This window comes from Pseudomonas sp. FG98, assembly GCF_057808595.1.
In genome coordinates, this window is the sequence record NZ_JBMDIJ010000045.1 from 1 (window position 1) to 24,808 (window position 24,808).

25 protein-coding genes are annotated in these 24,808 nt (G+C 64.8%); 13 read left to right on the top strand and 12 right to left on the bottom strand.

Annotated features, from left to right (window positions below):
• The first annotated feature begins 184 nt into the window (after nt 1-184).
• The gene (locus ACODSK_RS21875; RefSeq protein ID WP_489019100.1) at nt 185-367 is read left to right on the top strand and encodes a hypothetical protein; all 183 of its coding nucleotides are present in this window, start codon (nt 185-187) and stop codon (nt 365-367) included.
• Nucleotides 368-421: 54 nt separating this feature from the next.
• Here ACODSK_RS21875 and ACODSK_RS21880 read toward each other — a convergent pair whose 3' ends face one another.
• From ACODSK_RS21880 to ACODSK_RS21910, 7 genes are all read right to left on the bottom strand, one after another.
• On the bottom strand, nt 422-961 hold the full coding sequence (locus ACODSK_RS21880; protein WP_489019101.1) for a DUF2058 domain-containing protein: 540 nt from the start codon (nt 959-961) through the stop codon (nt 422-424).
• A 27-nt stretch (nt 962-988) separates the two neighbouring features.
• Nucleotides 989-1,819: a nucleoside triphosphate pyrophosphohydrolase gene (gene mazG / locus ACODSK_RS21885; protein ID WP_489019102.1), complete on the bottom strand. Its 831-nt coding sequence runs from the start codon at nt 1,817-1,819 to the stop codon at nt 989-991.
• 66 nt (nt 1,820-1,885) lie between these two features.
• Nucleotides 1,886-4,126: a GTP diphosphokinase gene (gene relA, locus ACODSK_RS21890; RefSeq protein ID WP_489019103.1), complete on the bottom strand. Its 2,241-nt coding sequence runs from the start codon at nt 4,124-4,126 to the stop codon at nt 1,886-1,888.
• Nucleotides 4,127-4,226: 100 nt separating this feature from the next.
• Nucleotides 4,227-5,585 (bottom strand): 23S rRNA (uracil(1939)-C(5))-methyltransferase RlmD, encoded by a 1,359-nt coding sequence (gene rlmD / locus ACODSK_RS21895; protein ID WP_489019104.1) that lies wholly within the window; start codon nt 5,583-5,585, stop codon nt 4,227-4,229.
• A complete protein-coding gene (gene cysM, locus ACODSK_RS21900; RefSeq protein WP_489019158.1) occupies nt 5,585-6,487 on the bottom strand; it encodes a cysteine synthase CysM in 903 nt (300 codons plus the stop codon). The genes rlmD and cysM overlap by 1 nt, the downstream gene beginning before the upstream one ends.
• A gap of 81 nt (nt 6,488-6,568) precedes the next feature.
• Nucleotides 6,569-7,897 carry a sensor histidine kinase gene (locus ACODSK_RS21905; protein ID WP_489019159.1) on the bottom strand — a complete coding sequence of 443 codons (1,329 nt, stop codon included), beginning with the start codon at nt 7,895-7,897 and terminating at the stop codon, nt 6,569-6,571.
• Between the two features lie 43 nt (nt 7,898-7,940).
• On the bottom strand, nt 7,941-8,657 hold the full coding sequence (locus ACODSK_RS21910) for a response regulator transcription factor (RefSeq protein ID WP_489019105.1): 717 nt from the start codon (nt 8,655-8,657) through the stop codon (nt 7,941-7,943).
• A 171-nt stretch (nt 8,658-8,828) separates the two neighbouring features.
• On the opposite strand from ACODSK_RS21910, the gene ACODSK_RS21915 reads away from it, so the two are divergent.
• The 4 genes from ACODSK_RS21915 to ACODSK_RS21930 all read left to right on the top strand — a co-directional run bounded on the left by ACODSK_RS21915 (nt 8,829) and on the right by ACODSK_RS21930 (nt 13,507).
• Nucleotides 8,829-11,582: a response regulator gene (locus ACODSK_RS21915; RefSeq protein WP_489019106.1), complete on the top strand. Its 2,754-nt coding sequence runs from the start codon at nt 8,829-8,831 to the stop codon at nt 11,580-11,582.
• Nucleotides 11,583-11,648: 66 nt separating this feature from the next.
• Nucleotides 11,649-12,638, top strand: coding sequence for a 2-hydroxyacid dehydrogenase (locus ACODSK_RS21920; protein WP_489019107.1), 990 nt, complete (start codon nt 11,649-11,651; stop codon nt 12,636-12,638).
• A 30-nt stretch (nt 12,639-12,668) separates the two neighbouring features.
• The gene (locus ACODSK_RS21925) at nt 12,669-13,106 is read left to right on the top strand and encodes a hypothetical protein (RefSeq protein WP_489019108.1); all 438 of its coding nucleotides are present in this window, start codon (nt 12,669-12,671) and stop codon (nt 13,104-13,106) included.
• A complete protein-coding gene (locus ACODSK_RS21930) occupies nt 13,085-13,507 on the top strand; it encodes an META domain-containing protein (protein ID WP_489019110.1) in 423 nt (140 codons plus the stop codon). Before ACODSK_RS21925 ends, ACODSK_RS21930 begins: the two co-directional genes overlap by 22 nt.
• A 109-nt stretch (nt 13,508-13,616) precedes the next feature.
• Here ACODSK_RS21930 and ACODSK_RS21935 read toward each other — a convergent pair whose 3' ends face one another.
• Nucleotides 13,617-14,081, bottom strand: a complete 465-nt coding sequence (locus ACODSK_RS21935) for a TlpA disulfide reductase family protein (RefSeq protein WP_489019111.1) — start codon at nt 14,079-14,081, stop codon at nt 13,617-13,619.
• An 86-nt stretch (nt 14,082-14,167) separates the two neighbouring features.
• On the opposite strand from ACODSK_RS21935, the gene arsC reads away from it, so the two are divergent.
• Genes arsC through ACODSK_RS21950 form a run of 3 tightly spaced genes read left to right on the top strand, consistent with a single transcriptional unit; the run spans nt 14,168 to nt 15,532 of the window.
• Nucleotides 14,168-14,521 (top strand): arsenate reductase (glutaredoxin), encoded by a 354-nt coding sequence (gene arsC, locus ACODSK_RS21940; RefSeq protein WP_489019113.1) that lies wholly within the window; start codon nt 14,168-14,170, stop codon nt 14,519-14,521.
• Complete coding sequence (gene wrbA, locus ACODSK_RS21945; protein ID WP_484580425.1) at nt 14,518-15,123, top strand: NAD(P)H:quinone oxidoreductase; 606 nt, start codon at nt 14,518-14,520, stop codon at nt 15,121-15,123. The genes arsC and wrbA overlap by 4 nt, the downstream gene beginning before the upstream one ends.
• A complete protein-coding gene (locus ACODSK_RS21950) occupies nt 15,116-15,532 on the top strand; it encodes a DUF2069 domain-containing protein (RefSeq protein WP_489019114.1) in 417 nt (138 codons plus the stop codon). Before wrbA ends, ACODSK_RS21950 begins: the two co-directional genes overlap by 8 nt.
• A gap of 119 nt (nt 15,533-15,651) precedes the next feature.
• Here ACODSK_RS21950 and ACODSK_RS21955 read toward each other — a convergent pair whose 3' ends face one another.
• Both ACODSK_RS21955 and ttcA read right to left on the bottom strand, forming a co-directional pair.
• A complete protein-coding gene (locus tag ACODSK_RS21955) occupies nt 15,652-16,323 on the bottom strand; it encodes a DNA-3-methyladenine glycosylase I (RefSeq protein WP_489019115.1) in 672 nt (223 codons plus the stop codon).
• A 3-nt stretch (nt 16,324-16,326) separates the two neighbouring features.
• Entirely contained in the window at nt 16,327-17,151 is an 825-nt protein-coding gene (ttcA, locus tag ACODSK_RS21960; RefSeq protein ID WP_489019116.1) for a tRNA 2-thiocytidine(32) synthetase TtcA, read from the bottom strand.
• 270 nt (nt 17,152-17,421) lie between these two features.
• On the opposite strand from ttcA, the gene ACODSK_RS21965 reads away from it, so the two are divergent.
• The 4 genes from ACODSK_RS21965 (at nt 17,422) to leuD (ending at nt 20,864) form a co-directional block, all read left to right on the top strand.
• Nucleotides 17,422-18,021, top strand: a complete 600-nt coding sequence (locus ACODSK_RS21965; RefSeq protein WP_458975626.1) for a Yip1 family protein — start codon at nt 17,422-17,424, stop codon at nt 18,019-18,021.
• Nucleotides 18,022-18,169: 148 nt separating this feature from the next.
• Entirely contained in the window at nt 18,170-18,664 is a 495-nt protein-coding gene (locus tag ACODSK_RS21970) for a SprT family zinc-dependent metalloprotease (RefSeq protein ID WP_489019117.1), read from the top strand.
• A 168-nt stretch (nt 18,665-18,832) separates the two neighbouring features.
• Nucleotides 18,833-20,254, top strand: coding sequence for a 3-isopropylmalate dehydratase large subunit (gene leuC, locus ACODSK_RS21975; RefSeq protein WP_489019118.1), 1,422 nt, complete (start codon nt 18,833-18,835; stop codon nt 20,252-20,254).
• Nucleotide 20,255: 1 nt separating this feature from the next.
• On the top strand, nt 20,256-20,864 hold the full coding sequence (gene leuD, locus ACODSK_RS21980; protein WP_489019120.1) for a 3-isopropylmalate dehydratase small subunit: 609 nt from the start codon (nt 20,256-20,258) through the stop codon (nt 20,862-20,864).
• A gap of 115 nt (nt 20,865-20,979) precedes the next feature.
• Here leuD and ACODSK_RS21985 read toward each other — a convergent pair whose 3' ends face one another.
• Nucleotides 20,980-21,888 carry a LysR substrate-binding domain-containing protein gene (locus ACODSK_RS21985; protein ID WP_489019121.1) on the bottom strand — a complete coding sequence of 303 codons (909 nt, stop codon included), beginning with the start codon at nt 21,886-21,888 and terminating at the stop codon, nt 20,980-20,982.
• Between the two features lie 124 nt (nt 21,889-22,012).
• Between ACODSK_RS21985 and ACODSK_RS21990 the strand changes: the two genes are divergently transcribed.
• Nucleotides 22,013-23,347, top strand: coding sequence for a 2-hydroxycarboxylate transporter family protein (locus tag ACODSK_RS21990; protein WP_489019122.1), 1,335 nt, complete (start codon nt 22,013-22,015; stop codon nt 23,345-23,347).
• A 56-nt stretch (nt 23,348-23,403) separates the two neighbouring features.
• On the opposite strand, the gene ACODSK_RS21995 is transcribed toward ACODSK_RS21990, so the two are convergent.
• Entirely contained in the window at nt 23,404-24,732 is a 1,329-nt protein-coding gene (locus tag ACODSK_RS21995) for a dicarboxylate/amino acid:cation symporter (protein WP_489019124.1), read from the bottom strand.
• Nucleotides 24,733-24,808: the final 76 nt, after the last annotated feature.

Genomic DNA, 24,808 nt, shown 5'->3' on the forward strand with positions numbered 1-24,808 from the left:
GTGGAGTACTCCGCCGATCCTTGTGGGAGCTGGCCGGGCGGCGATCCGATTGCCGGCGATGAGGCCCTCAAGAACAAGCATGAAAGATCTTTCATGGCGCTTTTAATTTACTTAGCCAGCTAACAAATTCTATAAAAGAGTCCTGCGACAGAGTGCCGCAGTTAACCGGATTTGGAGTTTGCACATGACTGTCAAAGTAACTGAGCGCGACGAATCGAAACTGTCCCATGAAGGCGTGGCCGCTGGCGTGCGTATCTGGGATGTGCACCAGCAGGGTCAATTGGTCGGCATGTTCCACACTGAACAGGAAGCCCACCGCTATCGCATGGAGCTGGAAATCTGGGAAACCCGACGCCTGCAGTCCTGAGCCTCTCCAGAAAGCACAAACCCCGCCAAGGCGGGGTTTGTCGTTTTCAGCCGATCACCACATCAGGTCATCGGGAATCACGTAGGCGGCATACGGATCGTCGGCATCCGGCTCTTCCACCTGGGTGTTGAGCAGGAGGATGCGCTTGGGATCGCGCTCCTGGATCTTCAGCGCGGCCTCGCGCGGGATGATCTCGTACCCACCGCCATGGGCGACGATGGCCAGCGAGCCGCTGCTCAGCTTGCTGCGCATCAGGGCATTGACCGAGATGCGCTTGACCTTCTTGTCGTCGACGAAGTTGTAGTAGTCCTCGGTGGTCAGCTTGGGCAGGCGCGAGACCTCGATCAGTTGCTTGACCTGCGCGGCACGGGCCTTCTGCTCGGCCTTTTCCTGCTGCTGGCGGTTCAGCTCCTGGTCGCGCGCGGCCTTTTCGGCCATGGCGTCCTTGGCCAGGCGCTGCTGGCTGTCATCGACTTCGACCTGGCCCTTGTGTTCCAGGCGCTTCTGTTTCTTCTGCTCTTTGTTGACCTGCTTGACCTGCTTCTGGTTGACCAGACCGGCTTTGAGCAATTGGTCGCGAAGGGAAAGGCTCATCGTGTTCACTCACTTAATGCATCACGCTCAGCCGCAGCTGGGCAGGTTCTTTTCCTGACGCTTGGCTTCGCCCCAGAGCGCGTCCAAGTCTTCGAGGGTGCAATCTTCAATCGGACGCCCGCTGTCGCGCAATGCCTGCTCGATAAAACGGAAGCGTCGTTCGAACTTGGCGTTGGCGCCACGCAGGGCGTTCTCCGGATCGATCTTCAGGTGCCGGGCCAGATTGACCGTGGCGAACAGCAGATCGCCCACTTCATCGGCCAGGGCCGCGGCGTCGTTGTCGGCCATGGCTTCCAGCACTTCGTCCAGCTCTTCGCGGACCTTGTCCAGCACCGGCAAGGGCCCCGGCCAGTCGAAACCGACCTGGGCCGTGCGCTTTTGCAGCTTGGCCGCGCGTGACAAGGCCGGCAGGGCCGCCGGCACATCGTCGAGCAGCGACAGTTGCTCGGGCACGCCCTTTTCGGCGCGCTCCTCGGCCTTGATCTCTTCCCAGCGCTGCTTGACCTGATCTTCATCGAGGCGCGGGGTGTCCAGCGGCGCATACAGCTCGCCGGTGGGGAAAACGTGGGGATGCCGACGGATCAGCTTGCGGGTGATGCTGTCGATCACCCCGGCGAATTCGAAGCGGCCTTCTTCCAGGGCCAGTTGACTGTAATAGACCACCTGGAACAGCAGGTCGCCGAGCTCGCCCTGGAGGTGCTCGAAATCGCCGCGCTCAATGGCGTCGGCCACTTCGTAGGCTTCTTCGAGGGTGTGCGGGACGATGGTGGCGTAGGTCTGTTTCAGGTCCCAGGGGCAGCCGTATTGCGGATCGCGCAGGCGGGCCATGAGGTGCAGCAGGTCGTCCAGGGAATACATCGTCGGGTCTCGTCCGAGGGTTGCAACGCATTCGCCCGCCACCATCACGGCAGCGGGCGAAGGCAATCAAGGCGTGCGGTTGCGCCGGGTCTCGATGATGTTCGGCAACTGCGAGATCCGCCCGAGCAGACGACCGAGGGCGTCCAGACCGGGGATCTCGATGGTCAGCGACATCAGCGCGGTGTTGTCTTCCTTGTTCGAGCGGGTGTTCACCGCCAGCACGTTGATCCGCTCGTTGAGCAGGACCTGGGAGACGTCGCGCAGCAGACCCGGACGGTCGTAGGCACGCACCATGATGTCCACCGGGTAGGTCTGCACCGGCACCGGTCCCCAGCTGACCTGGATGATCCGCTCCGGCTCGCGCCCGGCCAGTTGCAGCACCGAGGCGCAGTCCTGGCGGTGGATGGTCACGCCGCGACCCTGGGTGATATAGCCGACGATGGCATCGCCAGGCAGCGGCTGGCAGCAACCGGCCATCTGGGTGAGCAGATTGCCGACGCCCTGGATCTGGATGTCACCCCGCTTGCCCGGCTTGAAGCCGCTGGCCTTGCGGGTGATCAGGTCGATTTCCTCGATGCGCTCCGGCTCGACCAGTTGCTGCGCGGCGTTGACCAGGTGCGCCAGGCGCAGGTCGCCGGCACCGAGGGAGGCGAACATGTCCTCGGCGGTGCGCAGGTTGGCTTTTTCCGCCAGGCGCTCGAAGTCCACCTGGGGCAGGCCGAGGCGGCTCAGTTCGCGTTCCAGCAGGGTCTTGCCGGCGGCGACGTTCTGGTCGCGGGCCTGCAGCTTGAACCAGTGGACGATCTTCGCTCGGGCCCGCGAGGTGGTGACGTAGCCAAGGTTGGAGTTCAGCCAGTCGCGGCTCGGGTTGCCGTGCTTGCTGGTGATGATCTCGACCTGCTCGCCGGTCTGCAGGCTGTAGTTGAGCGGCACGATGCGCCCGTTGATCTTGGCGCCGCGGCAGTTGTGGCCGATTTCGGTGTGCACGCGGTAGGCGAAGTCCAGCGGCGTGGCGCCCTTGGGCAGGTCGATGGCGTGGCCGTCGGGGGTGAACACGTAGACCCGGTCCGGTTCGATATCGACCCGCAACTGCTCGGCCAGGCCGCCGATGTCGCCCAGTTCCTCGTGCCACTCCAGCACCTGGCGCAGCCAGGAGATCTTCTCTTCGTAGTGGTTGGAGCCGGACTTGACATCGGTGCCCTTGTAACGCCAGTGCGCACAGACGCCGAGCTCGGCTTCCTCGTGCATGGCGTGGGTGCGGATCTGCACCTCGAGCACCTTGCCCTCGGGACCGATCACCGCGGTGTGCAGCGAGCGGTAGCCGTTTTCCTTGGGGTTGGCGATGTAGTCGTCGAACTCCTTGGGAATGTGCCGCCAGAGGGTGTGGACGATACCCAGCGCGGTGTAGCAGTCGCGCATTTCCGGGACCAGCACGCGCACCGCACGGACGTCGTAGATCTGGCTGAATTCCAGGCCCTTGCGCTGCATCTTGCGCCAGATCGAATAGATATGTTTCGCCCGGCCGCTGATATCGGCCTTGACCCCGGTGGCCAGCAGTTCGTTCTGCAACTGCGCCATGACGTCGTTGATGAAGCGCTCACGGTCGAGCCGGCGCTCGTGCAGGAGCTTGGCGATCTGCTTGTACTGGTCGGGTTCCAGGTAGCGGAAGGACAGGTCTTCCAGCTCCCACTTGATATGGCCGATGCCCAGGCGGTGGGCCAGCGGCGCGTAGATGTCGAACACCTCGCGAGCGACGCGGTGGCGCTTCTCGTCATCGGCGCCCTTCACCGCGCGGATCGCGCAGGTGCGTTCGGCCAGCTTGATCAGGGCCACGCGCACGTCGTCGACCATGGCCACGAGCATCTTGCGCAGGTTCTCGACCTGGGCCTGGGAACCCAGCACCAGGGAATGGCGGGGATTGAGACTGTCGCTGATGGCGGCCATGCGCAGCACGCCGTCGATCAGCTTGGAGACCACCGGGCCGAAACGCTGGGCGACCTCGGACAGGGTCACACGGCCCTCGCGCACACCGCGGTAGATGATCGCGGCGACCAGCGAATCCTGGTCGAGCTTGAGGTCCGCGAGGATTTCGGCGATTTCCAGACCGGCCTGGAAACTCGACGTGCCGTCGGCCCAGGAGTGTTTGGCCTGGTTGCCCTGCTTCTCGATTTCCTGGGCGAACTCGCAGGCAATCTTCAGGGCTTCACGGTCCAGCGCCGCATCGACGCTGCACACATGGTCCAGCCATGCATCGAGATTGATACTGCCGTCGGTGTTGACCGGCTGGTGCACTCTCACCTGTACCATCTTTGTTTACCTTTTCCTGCAGCGCATGCTCGATGCGCCTGAAAACTCGGGTGTCGTGCCATATGAACGATGAAGGCACGACACCGGGCGGCCAGCACAGCTAACCCACCTCGAATAACGCCATGGCCTCGACATGCGCTGTCTGCGGGAACATGTCGAGGATCCCGGCCCTTTTTAACCGGTAACCCTGCTTGATCAATTCAAGCGTATCGCGGGCCAGTGTCGCCGGATTGCACGACACATAGACCAATCGTTTCGCACCCAGTGCGGAGATTTTTCTGACGACCTCGTAGGCACCGTCGCGCGGTGGGTCCAAGAGTACCGCAGAAAAGCCTTCCGCCGCCCACCCGGACGCTGCCAGTGGGTGGGATAAATCCGCCTGAAAAAAGCGAACATTATTCAAATTATTGCCAAGGGCATTGGCGGCGGCGCGATCGACCATCACCTGCACCCCTTCCACCGCTACCACTTCGGCGGCCTTCTGCGCCAGCGGCAGGGCGAAATTGCCCAGGCCGCAGAACAGGTCCAGTACGCGCTCGTCCTGCTTTGGGGCGAGCCAGTCGAGGGCCTGTTCGATCATTGCGGTGTTGACCCCGGCGTTGACCTGGACGAAATCGCCCGGACGGTAGGCCAGGGTCAGGTTCCACGGTTGCAGTTCGAAACCGAGGGTGTGATCGGGTTCCACTGGTGCCGGTTCGCCTTCGCCTTGCAGCCACAGTTGCACGCCGGCTTCGACACAGAACGCCTTCAGCTTGCCCAGGTCAGCCTCGCCCAACGGCGCGGTGTGCCGCACCAACATGGCCAGGGCCGTACCGCTGAACAGTTCGACATGGCCGACCACCTGTGGCTTGCCCAGGCTTTGCAAGAGCAACGGCAGATGGCGCATCACCGACTGCAAGGGCTGTACCAGCACCGGGCAGTCGTCGATGGCAACGATGTCCTGGCTGGCTTCGGCACGGAAACCGACTTCCAGCTTTTTCGCTTTCTGGTCCCAGCGCACGGCGACCCGGGCGCGGCGACGATAGCCGAATTCCGGCCCGCTCAGCGGTGCGGCCCATTGCTCGGGGACGACGCCAGCGACCCGCTGCAGCTGTTCGGCGAGCAGGCGCTGCTTGAGTTCGAGTTGATCGGCATGGGGCAGGTGTTGCAGGTTGCAGCCACCACAACGGTCGAAGTGCCGGCACGGCGCCTCGCGCCGCTGCGGGCTGGCGCTGAAGACCCGCTCCAGGCGTGCCTCGACCACTTTGCCATGGGCGTTGAGCACCCGCGCCTCGACCTCTTCGCCGCCCAGGGCGCCGCTGACGAACCAGGTGCGGCCCTCGACGAAAGCGATGCCACGACCGTCGCCGGCCAGGCGTTCGATCGTCAGGCGCTGTTTCTTGCCCGCCGGCACCTGGGGCGCGCGGCTGCCGCCGGCCGGCTGGAAGCGCAGGCCGCCGTTACGTTTACCTTTGGACATCAGCGATCCGCGTCGAACAGGCCGGTCGACAGATAGCGGTCGCCACGGTCACAGATGATCGCCACCATGGTCGCGTTTTCCACTTCGCGGGACAGGCGCAGCATCGCCGCGACCGCACCACCGGAAGACACGCCACAGAAAATGCCCTCTTCCCGGGCCAGGCGACGGGTTACGTCCTCGGCCTCGCTCTGGGCCATGTCGACCACGCGATCGACGCGGCTGGCATCGAAGATCGACGGCAGGTATTCCTGCGGCCAGCGACGGATGCCGGGGATGGCCGAACCTTCCATCGGTTGCAGGCCGACGATCTGGATCTCGGGCTTCTGCTCCTTGAGGTAACGCGAGCAACCCATGATGGTGCCGGTGGTACCCATGGAGCTGATGAAATGAGTGATGTTGCCGCCGGTCTGGCGCCAGATTTCCGGGCCGGTGCTGACGTAGTGGGCCTCGGGATTGTCACCGTTGCCGAACTGGTCGAGGACCAGGCCGCGCCCCTCGTCGCGCAGGCGCTCGGCGAGATCGCGCGCGCCTTCCATGCCCTCTTCCTTGCTGACCAGGATCAGCTCGGCGCCATAGGCGGTCATCGCCGCCTTGCGTTCGGCGGTGGAGTTGTCGGGCATGATCAGGATCATCTTGTAGCCCTTGATCGCCGCCGCCATGGCCAGGGCGATCCCGGTATTGCCGGAGGTCGCCTCGATCAGGGTGTCGCCTGGCTTGATCTGGCCGCGCAGCTCGGCGCGGGTGATCATCGACAGCGCCGGACGGTCCTTGACCGAACCCGCCGGGTTGTTGCCTTCGAGCTTCACCAGGAGCGTGTTGCTGGTGTCACCGGCCATGCGTTGCAGGCGAACCAGAGGGGTGTTGCCGACGCAATCGGCGATGGTGGGGTACTGCAAGGTCATGGCGTTTTCGCAATCCAGACTCACGGGGCCGCCTATCATACCGGCAAACCGTCGCGCCCCATATCACGCAATATGCGCGCGTTATAGCGGATTGCTATAAGCCTCTGGCCTGGCCGCCAGCAAGTGGAAATTCAGGCGCAGGCCGCGCGCACCGTTCTGCGCCCACAGGCGCCCGCCCTGGCGCTGCATGGCGTTGCGGGCAATGCTCAGGCCCAGGCCGAAGCCGCCATCGCCGGGGCGTGAACCATCGAGACGGGTGAAGGCGGCGAAGATCCGCTCCAGCTCGGCTTCCGCCACCCCGCCGCCTTCATCCTCCAGCCACAGCAGCCAGTACTCGCCCTGGTGCTGGCCGCCGAGGCGGATCACGCCGTCCGCCGGGGAATGGCGAATGGCATTGCGCAGGATGTTTTCCAGGGCCTGGGCCAGGCTGTTGAGATGGCCCATCACCCAGCAGTCGCCGTCCAGCTCGCAACGCAGTTGGGCCCGCGGCCAGGCGGTTTCGAAGCAGGCATCCTCGCAGAGCATTTCCCACAGGGCGGCGATCTGGATCGGCTCGCACGGCAGCGGCGCCCGCTCGGCATCCAGCCAGGCCAGTTGCAGGGCATCCTCGACCAGCCGTTGCATGCCTTCGACCTCGCGGCCCAGGCGCTCGCGCAGGCATGTCGGGTCTTCCTCGCTGTCACTGGCCACCTGCAAGCGGCTCAGCGGCGTGCGCAGCTCGTGGGAAAGATCGCGCAGCAGTTGCTGTTGCAGGGCCACGGTGCCTTGCAGGCGCTCGGCCATGTCGTCGAAGGCACGCCCCAGCTCACCGAACTCGTCATGGCGGCTGGTGGTGGTGCTGGCTACCCGGGCGGTCAGGCGCTCGGCGCGCCAGGCGTTGGCCTGGTCGCGCAATTGGTGCAGCGGACGGATCAGCATGCGGTACAGGCCGACACAGAACAGCAGGGTCAGCAGGCCGGGAATCAGGCCATTGGTGACCATGCGCCAGAACAGCAGGTTCCAGCGGTCGGGAATCAGTCGGCGGGGCAGCTCGATCACCAGGCTGCCGAGGGCCGAGTCGTTGGGAAACGGCACGCGCATCCACGGCGCGGTGCTGGAGTGACGGCTGACCGGTCGATCGACACCGCGCAGGTTGGTCAGGCGCTCCACTTCGGCATCGGTCAGCGGCAGGCTGCCCAGGGGTTGCAAGTCGGGGCCGATCACGCTGATAAAGCCGCGCTCGCGCTCGCGCATGCCGGTCAGCCACAGGTCGACGCCGGCGGTGCCGCCGCTCTCCAGCGCCCGCTCGGCCTCGGCGGCATAGCCCTCCAGCACGGCACGGGCGTCGGCCGCGAGGTAGGCGTTGCGTACCTCCATCTGTCGACCCCACGACAGGGTCAGGCCGATCAGCAGCAGGCAGAAGCCCACCATGAGGATCGCCAGTTTCCAGAACAGCGAATGACGATTGGGCAAATCACTGGTCCTCGCCGGCGCTCAGGATGTAGCCCTGGCCCCACACGGTGCGCACCTGGCGCTCCTGGTAGCCGATGGCCTTGAGCTTGCGGCGGATCTGGCTGACATGCATGTCCAGGCTGCGGTCGTGGCGCGAATAACCGCGTTGCAGCACATGCTGGTAAAGGAAGGGCTTGCTCAGCACCTCGTCGGGGCTGCGCTGGAGAATGTCGAGCACCCGGTATTCGCTGGGCGTCAGGCCCGCCCACTGGCCCTCATGACAGACATCGCTGACCTCGTCATCGAAGCGCAGCTCGCCGGCGGGGGCCTTGGCCACAGGGGAATAGCGCCGTTCCAGGTCGACCCGGCGCAGGATCGCCTCGATCCGCACGCGCAGCTCGGTCATGCTGAACGGCTTGGGCAGGTAGTCGTCGGCGCCGCGCTGGAAACCGGTGATGCGGTCCGCCTCGGCGCCAAGGGCCGACATCATTATCACCGGCGTGCCGCTGCGCTCGCGCAACTGCACCAGGGCGTCGAGACCGGTCATGCCCGGCAGCAGGATATCCATCAGCACCACGTCGAAGTGCTGCTGGCGCGCCTGGTCCAGACCATCGCGACCGTTGCGGCACCAGGTCACGAGAAAGCCACTACGCTCCAGTTGCTCGTGCAGATAAGCACCCAGTACCGGATCGTCCTCGATCGCGAGAATGTTGGGGTTTCGGATGACGTCGGGATTCATTGGCGGCTGCTAGCAATTCTCAATCGCGCGATTATTGAGCAATAACTTCCCCCAGGCAACCAGACCCTAGTACAAAGCCCGGTTCGCTCAGGAGAGACAAACAGTGCATTACGCCGACACTCGCGGTAGCTTTCTTCCCATCCAGCGCCGCGCAGACACAGGAGATCGGGCGTGCTGAATCGTTTTGGAATCAGGACTCGCGTGCTCTTGCTCGCCGTGGTGCCGGCCGGCGCCATGGCCCTGGTGCTCGGCGGCTACTTCACCTGGCTGCAGCAGAACGAGCTGCAGACCGAACTGCTCCAGCGCGGGCGGATGATCACCGAGAGCCTGGCACCGCTGGTCGGCCCGGGCCTGGCGCGCAAGGACCGGGCGCAGCTTGAACGGATTGCCGCACAGACTCTGGAACAGGCCGATGTGCGCGCCGTGTCGTTCCTCGGCCCGGACCGCAGCAGCCTCGCCCATGCCGGGCCGAGCATGCTCAACAAGCCTCCCGCCGGCGGCGGCACGCAGATGCTGCAACGTGCCGGCAGCGATGCCACGCGCTACCTGCTGCCCGTATTCGGCTATCACCGCGACCTTGCCGACGATCCCCTGCCCCAGGAATCCGACCGTCTGCTGGGCTGGGTCGAGATCGAGATCTCCCATAGCAGCACCTTGCTGCGCGGCTATCGCGCACTGTTCGCCAGCATGCTGCTGATCCTCCTCGGCCTGATGGCCACCACCCTGCTCGCCCTGCGCATGAGCCGGGCGATCAACGGTCCGATCGGACAGATCAAGCATGCGGTCAGCCAGCTCAAGGACGGCAACCTGGAAGAACGCCTGCCGAGCATGGGCAGCTACGAGCTGGACGAACTGGCCGCCGGCATCAACCGCATGGCCGAGACCCTGCACAGCGCCCACGAGGAACTCCAGCACAGCATCGACCAGGCCACCGAGGACGTGCGGCAGAACCTGGAAACCATCGAGATCCAGAACATCGAGCTGGACATGGCGCGCAAGGAGGCGATCGAGGCCAGCCGGATCAAGTCCGAATTCCTCGCCAACATGAGCCACGAGATCCGTACGCCGCTCAACGGCATCCTCGGCTTCACCCACCTGTTGCAGAAAAGCGAGCTGACCCCGCGCCAGCACGACTACCTCGGCACCATCGAGAAATCCGCCGACAGCCTGCTGGGGATCATCAACGAGATCCTCGACTTCTCGAAGATCGAGGCCGGCAAGCTGGTGCTGGAGAGCATTCCGTTCAACCTGCGCGACCTGATCCAGGACACCCTGACCATCCTCGCCCCGGCCGCCCACGCCAAGCAGCTCGAACTGGTCAGCCTGGTCTACCGCGATACCCCGCTGTCGCTGATCGGCGACCCGCTGCGGCTGAAGCAGATCCTCACCAACCTGGTCAGCAACGCGATCAAGTTCACCCGCGAGGGCACCATCGTCGCCCGCGCCATGCTCGAGGACGAGCGCGAGGACTCGGTGCAGTTGCGCATCTGCATCCAGGACACCGGGATCGGCCTCTCGGCCCAGGATGTGCGGGCGCTGTTCCAGGCCTTCAGCCAGGCCGACAACTCGCTGTCGCGCCAACCCGGCGGCACCGGCCTGGGCCTGGTGATCTCCAAGCGCCTGATCGAGCAGATGGGCGGCGAGATCGGCGTCGACAGCACGCCGGGAGAAGGCTCGCAGTTCTGGATCAGCCTGAGCCTGCCGCGCGCCCGCGATACCACCGAGGACCAGCCGCTGCCGGCCCTGCACCAGCGGCGCACGGCGATCACCGACAACCACGACCTGGCGCGCCAGGCGCTGGAGCATCAACTGGAAGACTGCGGCCTGGCGGTCAGCACCTTCAATTCGCCGGAGCAACTGCTGGTCGCGGTCGAGGCCGCCCATCTGGCCGGACAGCCCTTCGAGCTGGCGGTGCTCGGGGTCAACCTGCACGACACCGCGCCGGAGCGCCTGGGCCAGTTGATCCAGCGCCTGGAGCAGTTCGCCTGCAAGGCCCTGGTGCTGTGCCCGACCACCGAGCAAACCCTGTACCACCCGTTCCTGCCCAATGCCCACGGCCAGCTCTACGCCAAGCCGGCGTGCACGCGCAAACTGCGCCGCGCCCTGCTCGAACTGGTCCAGCCGCGGCGCAGCCAGGGCGAGTTGAAGACCGTGCCCGGCCAGCGGCTGCCCAAGGTGCTGTGCGTCGACGACAACCCGGCCAACCTGCTGCTGGTGCAGACCCTGCTGGAAGACCTCGGTGCCGAGGTGCTGGCGGTGGACAGCGGCAAGGCCGCGCTCAAGGCGGTGCAGCAGGACAGCTTCGACCTGGTGCTGATGGACGTGCAGATGCCGGGCATGGACGGTCGCGAATGCACCGAGCAGATCCGTCGCTGGGAAGCCGGCCATGGCGGCCAGGCGCTGCCCATCGTGGCCCTCACCGCCCATGCCATGGCCAACGAAAAACGCGCCCTGCTGCACAGCGGCATGGACGACTACCTGACCAAGCCGATCAGCGACCGGCAACTGGCCCAGGTGGTGCAGAAATGGACCGGCATGGCCGTGAACGTGGCGCGAGACGAGCGCAGCAGCGGCAACCACTACGGCAGTAGCGAACTCAAGGTGCTCGACCCGGAGGAAGGCCTGCGCCTGGCCGCCGGCAAGCCGGACCTGGCCGCGGACATGCTGGCGATGCTGCTGGCCTCGCTGGAGTCCGACCGCCATGCGATCCGCGCCGCCCGCGATACCGGCGACCGCGCCGCGACCATCGAGCGCGTACACCGGCTCAATGGCGCCACCCGCTACTGCGGCGTGCCGCAATTGCGCGCCGCCTGCCAGCGCAGCGAAACCCTGCTCAAGCAGGACGATCCGCAGGCGCAGCAGTCCCTCGACGACCTGGAGCGGGCCATCGACCGCCTGACCCACGCCGCGCGCCAGAGCGCCTGACCTGAAGCAAGGCGCGCATACGGCACTTGGCTACACTGGCCACTCGGCCATCAGGGAGCATGTGCGATGCGCGTCTTGTTTTTCAGCAGCCAGTCCTATGACCAGGACAGTTTCACCGCCGCCCCGGCAGTCGCCGGGCTGGAGCTGCACTTCCAGCCCGCCCGCCTGACCGAGGACACCGCCACCCTCGCCGCCGGCCATGAAGTGGTCTGCGCCTTCATCAACGATGACCTTTCGGCACCGGTGCTGGAGCGCCTGGCCGCCGCCGGCACACGCCTGATCGCCCTGCGCTCGGCCGGCTACAACCATGTCGACCTGGCCGCTGCCCGGCGCCTGGGCCTGACCGTGACCCGGGTCCCGGCCTATTCGCCGCATGCGGTGGCGGAGCATGCGGTGGCACTGATCCTGGCCCTCAACCGGCGCCTGCACCGCGCCTACAACCGCACCCGCGAAGGGGATTTCAGCCTGCATGGCCTGACCGGCTTCGACCTGCATGGCAAGACCGTCGGCGTGGTCGGCACCGGGCAGATCGGCCTGGCCTTCGCCCGCATCATGGCCGGCTTCGGCTGCCAGTTGCTGGCCTACGATCCGTACCCCAATCCGCAGGTCGAAGCCCTGGGCGCGCGCTACCTGCCGCTGGAGCAACTGCTGCGCCAGTCCAACATCATCAGCCTGCACTGCCCGCTGACTCCGCAGACCAAGCACCTGATCAACATCCAGAGCCTTGGCAACCTGCTGCCCGGCGCCATGCTGATCAACACCGGACGCGGCGCGCTGGTGGACACCCCGGCACTGATCGAGGCCCTGAAAAGCGGCCACCTGGGTTATCTGGGGCTGGACGTGTACGAGGAAGAAGCGCAGATCTTCTTCGAGGACCGCTCCGACCAGCCGTTGCAGGATGACGTGCTGGCGCGGCTGCTGACCTTCCCCAATGTCATCGTCACCGCCCACCAGGCCTTCCTGACCCGCGAGGCACTGGCAGCCATTGCCGCGACCACCCTGGACAACATCGCCCGATGGATGGTCGGCGAGCCGCAGAATCTGGTGGAGGGATGAGGTAGGATACGCGGCAAATTTGGAGGCCCCATGGTCGAACACGATTTCCGCTACACCCTCTTCAACCCGCAACACACCCTGATCGAATGCCGCGCGCTGGTGCCTGGCCGTTACCAGGTCACCGGCAACGGCGGCTCGATCCAGAAAGGCGACGTCCTGCTGGTCACCCTCAAGGGCAGCAAGGACTTGTCCATGCGCCTGACCGTCGACAGCGTCCGCCACCTGATCAACCCGCGCGGCCAGTGGGTCGCGGTGGCCACCGGTCCGGTCTTCGGCGAATTGGCCATCCACCAGTGGCAGGTCCAGTGCAATGGCTGCGAGGCGGTCCTCGACTTCGAATTCGCGGTGGATGCCAAGCTCGGCAAGAAAGCCCAGCAACCGGCCGCCGTGGCGCGTATCGCCGAGCTGGGCTGGGCGACCAAGGGCGACAAGCACCTGTGCCCGAAATGCCGGGAGCAGGCGCAGTGAACAAGCTGTTATTGAGCGGCGCGGTGGTCGCGGCCCTGGCGGGCTGCGCGGCCGAGCCGGTGAAGCTGCAGAAGGAACGCAGCTATGTGCTGGAGTGGATCGGCGAACGCCCGCTGATGGACTACAGCCACCTGACCCTGACCCTCGCCGACGACGGCCGCGCCTATGGCAACGCCGGCTGCAACCACTGGTTCGCCCAGTACAGCCTGGCGGGCGACCAGCTCAGCTTCGGCACCATCGGCAGCACCCGCAAGCTGTGCGCGCCGGCGGTGATGGAGCAGGAAAAACGCTTCTTGCAGGCGCTGACCAAGGTGGAGCGCTGGGATGTCTCGCCGATCGAGCAGATCCGCTTCTGGCCGGCCGAGGGCAAGCCGCTGCGCTTCTGGCCTGAGGAAGGCTGATATCTGAAGGCTTGCGAAAAACCTGTGGGAGCTGGCTTGCCAGCGATTGCAATAGTGAATTCACTACTGTCATCGCTGGCAAGCCAGCTCCCACAAGGTCCGCGTCGAGTCAGGCGCCTTTGAGGGCCTTGATCTTCTCCACCAGCCCCGCCTCGGTCTGCTCGCCCATCAACTGCTCACGCACCTTGCCCTTGTCGTCGATGATGTAGGTCACCGGCAAGCCTTCGGCCCGCGGCAGGTCATAGCGCTCGGCCGGGTCCTGGGCCAGCACGGTGAAGCCGATGCCCATGGTTTCCACCGATTTCTTCAGTTCCTCGCCCTGCAAGCCGTCGAAGTTCACTCCGACCACGGTCACGCCCTGGCCCTGCCACTCCTTGGCAAAGTGATTCAGCTCGGGAATCTCCACCCGGCACGGGCCGCACCATTCGGCCCAGTAGTTGAGGACGATCCAGCGTCCGTCGAGTTGCTCGGCTTTCACCGTGTTGCCGTTCTGGTCGAGGCCGTAGTCCGCACCGCAACCACCGAGCATCAGGCTCATGCTGATGGCCAGGGCTGCTGCCAAACGCCTTGTCATGGGTCAATCCTTCTTCAAGATTCAGGCAATATGCCGGTTTGCTGCGGTTAGAATACCCGCCACTCACAGCCGTATGCGACCCTGACATGACCGACCTGACGCTCTACCACAACCCGCGCTGCTCCAAATCCCGTGGCGCGCTGGAACTGCTCGAAGCCCGCGGCCTCGCCCCCGAGGTGGTGCGCTACCTGGAAACCCCGCCGGACGCGGCGACCCTCAAGGCCCTGCTCGGCAAGCTGGGCATCGGCGCCCGCCAGTTGCTGCGCACGGGCGAGGACGAATACAAGAGCCTCGACCTGGCCAACCCGGCCCTGAGCGACGATCAGTTGATCGCCGCCATGACCGAGCATCCCAAGCTGATCGAACGGCCGATCCTGGTGGCCGGCGACAAGGCGGTCATCGGTCGTCCGCCGGAAAAAGTGCTGGAGATCCTGCCGTGAGCCAGCCGTACATCCTGATCCTCTATTACAGCCGCCACGGCTCCACCAGCGAGATGGCCCGGCAGATCGCCCGTGGCGTCGAACTGGCCGGCCTGGAAGCACGCCTGCGCACGGTGCCGGCGATCTCCACCGAATGCGAAGCGGTGGCCCCGTCGATCCCCGAGACCGGCGCCCTCTACGCCACCCTCGACGACCTGCGCAACTGCGCCGGCCTGGCCCTGGGCAGCCCGACCCGCTTCGGCAACATGGCGGCGCCGCTCAAGTACTTCATCGATGGCACCAGCAGCCTGTGGCTGAGCGGCGGCCTGGTGGGCAAGCCAGCTGCGGTGTTCACCTCCACCGCCAGCCTGCACGGCGGCCAGGAATCGACCCTGCTGTCGATGCTGCTGCCGCTGATGCACCACGGCATGCTGATCATGGGCCTGCCCTACAGTGAATCGGCGCTGATCGAGACCCGTGGCGGCGGTACGCCCTATGGCGCCAGCCACCATGCCGGGGCCGATGGCAAGCGCGACCTGGACGCCGACGAGATCGCCCTGTGCCGGGCCCTCGGCCAGCGCCTGGCGAGCACCGCGAAATTGCTGGAGAACGGGCGTGGCTAAAAAGCCGAAGATTCTTCCGCCCGCCGAATGGCTGGAGCCGCGGGTGCGCCTGACCCGTGCCCTGAGCATGCTGGCGTTTGTCAGCCTGGTACTGCTGGTGGTGGTGAAGACGTTGTTCTTCACCGACCTGCACGGCGCGCGCAGCTGGGTGATCCTCGGCGTGCAGTTGCTGCCGCTGGCGCTGGTGGCGCCGGGGATGATTGGCGGCAGCGCCCGCGCCCATGCCTGGATGTGCTTCGTGCTCAACCTGTACTTCATCATGGGGGTGGAAGCGGCATTCGACCCGGCGCGGGCACTGTTCGGCTGGCTGGAGGTGGTGATCAGCGTGACGTTGTTCGTCAGTGCCTTGCTGTATATCCGCTGGCGGTTTCAGTTTGATCGGCGGATGGCAGGGGAAGGATCTGTTTGATTTAAGGGCCTCATCGCCGGCAATCGGATCGCCGCCCGGCCGGCTCCCACAAGGTTTAGTGTTGTACACGGAACCTGTGGGAGCTGGCGTTGCCAGCGATGAGGCCCTAAAGAACACCATCAATGATTGACGGTATGCGCCAGCATCACCGACAACTGGCACAGCGGCCGCCCGCTTTCGGCGTGCCACTGGTTGAAGGCTTCCTGCACCAGCGCCAGGTCGCGCTGGCTGGTGGGCTGCTTGTCGACCACGCCCTGGGCGATCAAGGCCGCCGACATGTCATCGGTGGGAATGAAGGTATCCTTGCCGACCATGCGCAGGAACCGCGGCGCCGACAGCCCGCCCAACTGGTTGCCGTGCTTGGCCAGGTACTTCCACAGGCCGACGATATCGGTCACCGGCCAGTCGGCGATCAGCGCGCCGAAACTACCCTTCTCCTTTTGCACGTCGAGCACCATCTGCGCGTTGCGCGGCACGCTCTTGAGCTTGCCCAGGTGACGGATCAGGCGGGTGTCCTGCATCAGCCGCTCCAGGTGCTCGGCGCCCATCAGCACCACCTTCTCCGGGTCGAAGCCGAAGAACACTTGCTCGAACGCCGGCCACTTGGCGTCCACCAGGCTGTGCTTGAGCCCGGCGCGGAACACACGCAGGGCCAGGGTCGAGAGGTAGCGGTCGTCGCTGATCGCGCGCAACTGCTCCGGGGTTTTCGGCTGGGGCAGGTAAGCCTCCAGCGCGGCCGCGGAGCCGAAGCGGTTAAGGCAGTACTCATGCAGCCACTGGTAGTCGCGCATGGGTCAGATGTTCAGCACGTCGAGGAAACGCGCCGGCGCGTTCTCGTCGATGCGCAGGCTGGTGAAGTCGAACAGGTTGCGGTCGGCCAGTTGCGACGGCACCACGTTCTGCAGGGCGCGGAAGATGCTGTCGGTACGGCCCGGGGTCTTGCGTTCCCACTCCACCAGCATGTCCTTGACCACCTGGCGTTGCAGGTTTTCCTGGGAGCCGCAGAGGTTGCACGGAATGATCGGGAATTCGCGCATGTCCGAGTAGGCCTGGATGTCCTTCTCCGAGCAGTAGGCCAGCGGGCGGATCACCACGTTGCGGCCGTCGTCGGCACGCAGCTTCGGCGGCATGGCCTTCATGGTGCCGTTGAAGAACATGTTGAGGAAGAAGGTCTCGACGATGTCGTCGCGGTGGTGACCGAGGGCCATCTTGGTCGCGCCGATCTCGTCGGCGAAGGTGTACAGGGTGCCGCGGCGCAGGCGCGAGCACAGCGAGCAGGTGGTCTTGCCTTCCGGGATCAGTTCCTTGACCACCGAGTAGGTGTCCTTCTCGACGATGTGGTACTCGATGCCCAGGGTCGCCAGGTAGGCCGGCAGCACGTCCTCGGGGAAGCCGGGCTGCTTCTGGTCCATGTTCACCGCGACGATCTCGAACTTGATCGGCGCCACTTTCTGCAGGTGCAGCAGAACGTCGAGCATGGTGTAGCTGTCCTTGCCGCCGGACAGGCAGACCATGACCTTGTCGCCATCCTCGATCATGTTGTAGTCGGTGATGGCTTCGCCGGCGAGACGGCGCAGGCGTTTTTGCAACTTGTTCTGATTGACCGAAAGGGTGCCCATGGCGCTTGAATCCGCGAGGTGTGACAAAAGGCGCGTATTTTACGCACAAACCGCCGCGCGACACAGACCCATCCGATAAAGACTGCAAGGAAATCAAGCCCTGCCCTGACAGCGCGATTTGCTCTAAAAAAGCGGATTTGTGCGGCGAACGCCTTCCTATACTGCGACATAAGACCGCAGCAATAGCGGCCTGTCCTGTCCGGCCCGTGCCTTGTGGGCTAGCAAGCGCTCCAACGGGGGGCGATTGGAAACGACGTAGGAGTGATTGGCATGATCCATCACGTTGTAGGGCTGTTCACCCATCCCGACCAGGAATGGCGGGAAATCCGTGGCGAAGAAGAAACCATCAGCCACATGTACCTCACCCATACCCTGATCCTCGCGGCGATCCCCGCAGTTTCGGCCTTTATCGGCACCACCCAGGTCGGCTGGGTCATCGGCGAGCGCGCCCCGGTCATGCTGACCATGGAAAGCGCCCTGTGGATGACCATCATGTCGTACCTGGCCATGCTTGCCGGCGTCGCGGTGATGGGCGCCTTCATCCACTGGATGGCGCGCACCTACGATGCCAATCCGAGCCTGGCGCAATGCATCGCGTTCGCCACTTACACCGCTACCCCGCTGTTCATCGGCGGCCTGGCGGCGCTGTACCCGCACCTGTGGCTGGGCATGATCGTCGGCACGGCGGCCATCTGCTACACGGTGTACCTGCTGTATGTCGGGCTGCCGACCTTCATGAACATCCCTTCCGACGAAGGCTTCCTGTTCTCCAGCTCGGTGCTGGCGGTGGGCCTGGTGGTGCTGGTCGCCATCATGGCCTTTACCGTGATCACCTGGGGACTGGGCGTGGGGCCCGTCTACACCAACTAGAAAAGATGCCAGCAACCTAGGGGCAACACCTCGGGCCGCCGCAAGGCGGCCCGACTCTGTCCGCAGACCTCTCCATGTGCAGACCAATGGTCTCGGCAGCGCTTCGGTGATTGCGGCATAATCGGCCGCCTCAGGAGTACCGTCACGCATGCCAGAGCTGCTCAGAACCCGCGTCGAAGACTGCTACAAGCAAGCAGAAACCTTTTTCAAACGTCCCTTCCAGCGCCCCGAGGTCAGCTTCAAGTTGCGCGGGCAAAAAGCCGGTGTCGCCCACCTCCACGAAAACCTGCTGCGCTTCAACCTGCAGCTGTACCGGGAAAACAGCGAGGATTTCCTGCGCCAGACCGTGGCCCACGAAGTCGCCCACATGATCGCCCACCAACTGTTCGGCGACCGCATCCAGCCCCACGGCGAGGAATGGCAACTGATCATGCGCGGGGTCTATGAACTGCCGCCGAACCGTTGCCACAACTACGATGTGAAACGCCGTACCGTGACCCGCTACATCTATCGCTGCCCCTGCCCCGACAGCGACTTCCCGTTTTCCGCGCAACGCCACGGCCTGGTGCGCCAGGGCCGCCGCTATCTGTGCCGCAAGTGCCGGCAGACCCTGGTGTTCAGCGGCGAAACCCGTTTCGAATAACGCCATACGGCCTACGCATTAATCACGAATCGTGAATTTCACGATTCCATTCCACCAATTGATGCGCCATATGCATTGAATGATCCTTCCCGGCAGTCCGGCCCTCCACGCAAGGGCCGTGCACCGATGTCTTCGGACTCGCATAACAATTCAACCGCGAGCACTGCCATGAACAGCCCGAGAACCCTCTACGACAAGCACATCGACTCCCACAGCGTCTGCACCCTGGACGAACATGGGCATGTGCTGCTGTATATCGACCGCCAGGTCGCCAACGAATACACCAGCCCGCAGGCCTTCAGCGGCCTGCGCGAAGCCGGACGCAAGGTCTGGCGACCGGCGGCGACCTTGTGCGTGGTCGACCACGTCAACCCCACCGCGCCGCAGCGCATCGCCGCCATGCCGGATGCCGGCGGCGCCTTGCAGGTGTCGTATTTCGAGCAGAATTGCCGGGACTTCGGTATCGAGCTGTTCGACGTGCTGGACAAGCGCCAGGGCATCGAACACGTGGTCGCGCCGGAACAGGGCTTCATCCTGCCGGGCATGGTGGTCGCCGCCGGTGACAGCCACACCACCACCTACGGCGCGCTGGGCGCCTTCGGCTTCGGTATCGGCACCTCGGAGATCGAGCATCTGCTGGCGACCCAGACCCTGGTGTACAAACGCCTGAAGACCATGCACGTCAAGGTTTCCGGGCCCCTGGGCAGCGGCGTGACCTCGAAGGACATCATCATGGCGCTGATCCGCCGCATCGGTGCTTCCGGCGCCACCGGCTACGCCATCGAGTTCAGCGGCCCGACCATCACTGCGCTCAGCGTCGAGGCGCGCATGACCATCTGCAACATGGCGGTGGAAGCCGGCGCCCGGGGCGCCTTCATGGCTCCGGACGACAAGGTCTTCGCCTACCTCAAGGACAAGCCCCGGGCCCCGCGCGGCGAGCTGTGGGACCAGGCGGTGGCGCGCTGGCGCGAGCTGTACAGTGACCCCGGCGCGCGCTTCGACGCCGAGGTGGAACTGGACGCTGCGGCGCTGGAGCCCATGGTTACCTGGGGCACCAGCCCGGATCAGGCCGCACCGATCGGCGCCCAGGTGCCGGATCCGAGCCAGGAGCCCGACCTGATCCGCCGCCAGGACCTGCAACGGGCACTGCGCTACATGGGCCTGGAGCCGGGCACCCGGCTCAACGAAATCACCATCAGCCACGCCTTCATCGGCTCCTGCACCAACGCCCGCATCGAAGACCTGCGCGACGCCGCCCGGGTGGTGCGCGGACGCAAGGTGGCGGCCCATGTGCGGGCGATGATCGTCCCTGGCTCGACCCTGGTCCGCGACCAGGCCGAAGCCGAGGGGCTGGCCCAGGTGTTTCGCGAGGCAGGGTTCGAGTGGCGCCAGTCAGGCTGTTCGATGTGCCTGGCGATGAACGACGACGTGCTGAGCCCCGGCGACCGCTGCGCCTCCAGTACCAACCGCAACTTCGAAGGCCGCCAGGGCGCCGGTGCACGCACCCACCTGATGAGCCCGGCGATGGTCGCCGCCGCTGCGGTCAGCGGCTACCTGACCGACGTTCGCCACTTCGCCCTGGAGGCCTGACATGCAACCTTTCGATAGCGTCTGCGGCACTGCCGCGCCCCTGCTGGCCGCCAACGTCGATACCGACGTGATCATGCCCAAGCAGTTTCTCAAGGGCATCGACCGCGCCGGGCTGGATCGCGGGGTGTTCTTTGACTTGCGCTTTCTTGCCGATGGCCAGGCGAACCCGGAATTCGTGCTCAACCAGGGGCCGTGGCGCTGGAGCCGGTTCCTGGTGGTCGGGCCGAACTTCGGCTGCGGCTCCAGCCGCGAGCATGCGGTGTGGGGGCTCAAGCAGTTGGGGATTCGCGCGCTGATCGGCAGCAGTTTTGCCGGGATCTTCTTCGACAACTGCCAGCGCAACGGCGTGCTGCTGGTCCAGTTGCCCGAGGCCACCGTGCAGGAGATCGGCCGGCTGGTGGGCAATGCCGAGGATGCCGAGCTGTGCATCGACCTGCCGGCCCAGGAGATCCGCCTGCGCAACGGCCAGTGCATCCGGTTCGAGATCGATCCGCTGCGCAAGGAGGCCCTGGTGCTGGGGCTGGATGCGATCGGCAGCACCTTGCAACGTACGGCGCAGATCAGGGATTTCGAGGCGGGGCATTTGCTGCGTAATCCGTGGTTGGCCTGATCGTCCGGTATTGATCTTTCGGGCCTCATCGCTGGCAACGCCAGCTCCCACTGTGACCGAGTGCACCGCGAAACCTGTGGGAGCCGGCTTGCCGGCGATGAGGCCCGAAAGCGTGCTACCGCTCCCGCAGATACCCCTCGAGAAACTTCACGCACACGCGCAATTTCGCCGAGTCCGACAGCCGCGTCGGGTACACCGCCCAGATGTTCGCGCTCTGGCTGTACTCGTGCAGCACCTGCACCAGCCGCCCCTGCGCCAGCAGCGGCTGCACGTCCCATTGCGAGCGCAGCAGGATGCCCTTCCCACCCAGCGCCCACTGCAACACGATCTCGCCATTGTTCGACGACAGCGGCCCGCTGACCCGCACCGACTCGGCCTTGCCGCCGTGTTCCAGGTGCCAGATGCCGAACGGGTTGTTGCGCTCCTTGAGCACCAGGCAGTCGTGCTCGGCGAGGTCCTTGAGGCATTGCGGCGTACCCCGCGCCGCCAGGTATTCCGGGGTGGCGCAGAGCAGCCGGCGGTTGCTGACCAGCTTGCGGCTGATGTGATGGCCCGGCAGGTCGTCACCGACACGGATCTCCAGGTCGAAGCCCTCGGCAACGATGTCCACCGCGCGGTCGAACACGTCCAGGCGTACTTCCAGGTCCGGGTAACGCGAGGTCAGCTCGGCGATCGCCGGAGCCACGTGGTTACGCCCGAAGCCGAAGCTGCTGCAGATGTGCAGCATGCCCCGTGGCGCCTTGCGCGCATCGGTCAGTTCGCCGACGAAGTCATCCAGGTCATCGAGGATGCGGATCGCCCAGCGCTGGGTGCGCTCGCCCGCCTCGGTCAGGGCGATGCGCCGGGTAGTGCGGTGCAGCAGGCGGGTCCGCAGGGTTTCTTCGAGGATGCGGATGCGCTTGCTGACGTAGGCCGGCGATTGCCCCAGCTCGTCGGCAGCGCCGGCGAAGCTGGACTTGCGGATCACCGTGAGGAATACCCGAAGGTCTTCCGGCAGCGGGGATTCGATACGAAGTGTGTTCATAGCTCTTATGGTTCGCGCGTTTATTCCACTAAACGCGAAGGATAGCATTCCTCCATCGACGCTCCGAGCCGCGGATTCGGAGACCTCGAACACTCCTCCTACAACAACAAACAGAGGAACGACCATGAGCCTGGTTTCCGATTCCGCGCTGGCCCCTGCCGGCACCACCGACTCTGCACTGCGCCGCCTGCTGCGCTACGAGATCGGCGTGATCCCGCTGCCGTACTTCATCGGCATCGCCTTGACCGTGTTTCTTTCCGCTCACTTCGGCCTGCTGCCGAAAACCATGATCGGCGGCCTGGCCGTGATCATGACCATGGGCGTGTTCTTCGGCCAGGTCGGCCAGCGCCTGCCGATCCTCAAGGAAATCGGCGGCGGCGCCATCCTGTGCCTGATGCTGCCGTCGGTGCTGGTGTTCTACGGCTTCTTCGGCAGCACCACCCTGGATGCGACGAAGATGCTGATGAAGGACGCCAACTTCCTCTACTTCGTCATCGCCAGCCTGGTGGTCGGCAGCATCCTCGGCATGAACCGCTTCATCCTGGTCCAGGGCATGCTGCGCATGTTCGTGCCGCTGCTGGTCGGCACCCTGGCCGCGGTGGCTGCCGGGCTGCTGGTGGGCACGCTGTTCGGCTACAGCGTCTATCACACCTTCTTCTTCATCATCGTGCCGATCATCGGCGGCGGTATCGGCGAAGGTATCCTGCCGCTGTCGCTGGCCTATTCGGCGATCCTCGGCGGCAGCCCTGACCAGTACGTGGCGCAACTGGTGCCGGCGGCGGTGGTGGGCAATATCGTCGCGATCATCTGCGCCGGCGTGCTGGCCCGCCTGGCCCTGCGCAAGCCGGCACTGAACGGCGACGGCATGCTGATCCGGGCCAAAGAGGAAAACGACCTGTTCCGCGAAAGCGAAGACAAGAGCACGGCCATCGACTTCCGCTACATGGGTGCCGGGGTGCTGCTGATCTGCGCCTTCTTCGTCCTCGGCGGCCTGCTGGAGAAGGTGGTGCACATTCCCGGGCCGGTGATGATGATCCTGGTGGCGGTGCTGTTCAAATACCTGCAAGTGCTGCCGCAGCGCCTGGAAGACGGCAGCAAGGCGTTCTACAAGCTGGTATCGACCGCCTTCATCTGGCCGGTGATGATCGGCCTGGGCATGCTCTATGTGCCGCTGGACAGCGTGGTCAAGGTGTTCTCGGTGGGCTATGTGCTGGTGTGCACGGCGGTGGTGATCGCCATGACCCTGGCGGGCTTCCTGATCGGCAACCTGCTGAAGATGTTCCCCATCGAGTCGGCCATCGTCACCTGCTGCCACAGCGGCCTGGGCGGTACCGGCGACGTGGCGATCCTGTCGGCGGCCAACCGCATGGCGCTGATGCCCTTCGCGCAGATCTCGACGCGTATCGGCGGCGCCTCGACGGTGATCCTGGCGACCCTGCTGCTGGGCCTGCTGCACTGATCGCCAGGCATGAAAAAGCCCATCCGGAGATGGGCTTTTTCGGTCACGCGAAAGGCTTAGCGAACGGCCGGGCCTTCAGCGACGCCCAGGTCGTCGACAGGACGGGTTTCAACCAGTGGCGAACCACCGGAGTCCAGTTCGTTGTGCAGCTTGTCTTCGTCCAGTTCCTTGACCCACTTGGCGACGACAACGGTCGCTACGGCGTTGCCGATCAGGTTGGTCAGGGCACGGGCTTCGGACATGAAGCGGTCGATACCGAGGATCAGCGCCAGGCCGGCAACCGGCAGGTGGCCGACGGCGGACAGGGTGGCAGCCAGGACGATGAAGCCCGAACCGGTTACGCCAGCAGCACCTTTGGAGGCAACCAGCAGCACCAGCAGCAGGGTGATCTGGTGGGTGATGTCCATGGTGGTGTTGGTGGCCTGGGCGATGAACACCGCGGCCATGGTCAGGTAGATCGAGGTACCGTCGAGGTTGAACGAGTAGCCGGTCGGGATCACCAGGCCAACCACGGATTTCTTCGCGCCCAGGCGCTCCATCTTGGTCAGCATGCGTGGCAGGGCGGATTCCGAGGAGGAAGTACCCAGCACGATCATCAGTTCTTCACGGATGTAGCGGATCAGTTTCAGGACGCTGAAGCCGTGGGCACGGGCGATACCGCCGAGGATGACCAGGATGAACAGCAGGCAGGTGATGTAGAAGCAGGCCATCAGGTAACCCAGCTGCACCAGCGAACCGACGCCGTACTGGCCGATGGTGAAGGCCATGGCGCCGAAGGCACCGATCGGAGCCAGCTTCATGATCATGTTGATGATGTTGAACATGACATGGGCGAAGCGGTCGATCATTTCCAGCAGCGGCTTGCCGTAGGAGCCCAGGCGGTGCAGGGCGAAGCCGAACAGTACCGAGAACATCAGCACCTGCAGGATGTCGCCGTTGGCGAAGGCGCCGACCACGGTGGCCGGGATCACGTTGAGCAGGAAGCCGACGGTGGTCTGCTGCGCACCGGCGGCGGCGTAGGCGGCCACGCTGCTGGCGTTCAGGGTGGACACGTCGATGTTCATGCCGGCGCCCGGCTTGACCACGTTGACGACAACCAGGCCGATGATCAGGGCGACGGTGGAGACGATCTCGAAGTACAGCAGCGCGTAGCCACCGGTCTTGCCTACCGACTTCATGCTCTGCATGCCGGCGATACCGCTCACCACCGTACAGAAGATGATGGGTGCGATGACCATCTTGATCAGTTTGACGAAACCATCACCCAGCGGCTTCAGGGCGACGCCGGTTTCCGGGAGGTAATGGCCGAGGAGGATACCGATGGTGATGGCTACCAACACCTGGATATACAGCGATTTGTACAGTGGCTGACGGGTTGTCGTCATGGCTATGTTCCTCAAGGGCACCGACCGGTCCTTCCCAGGACGCGTGGCACCTGAATCGCGAACCCTCCTGCACTGG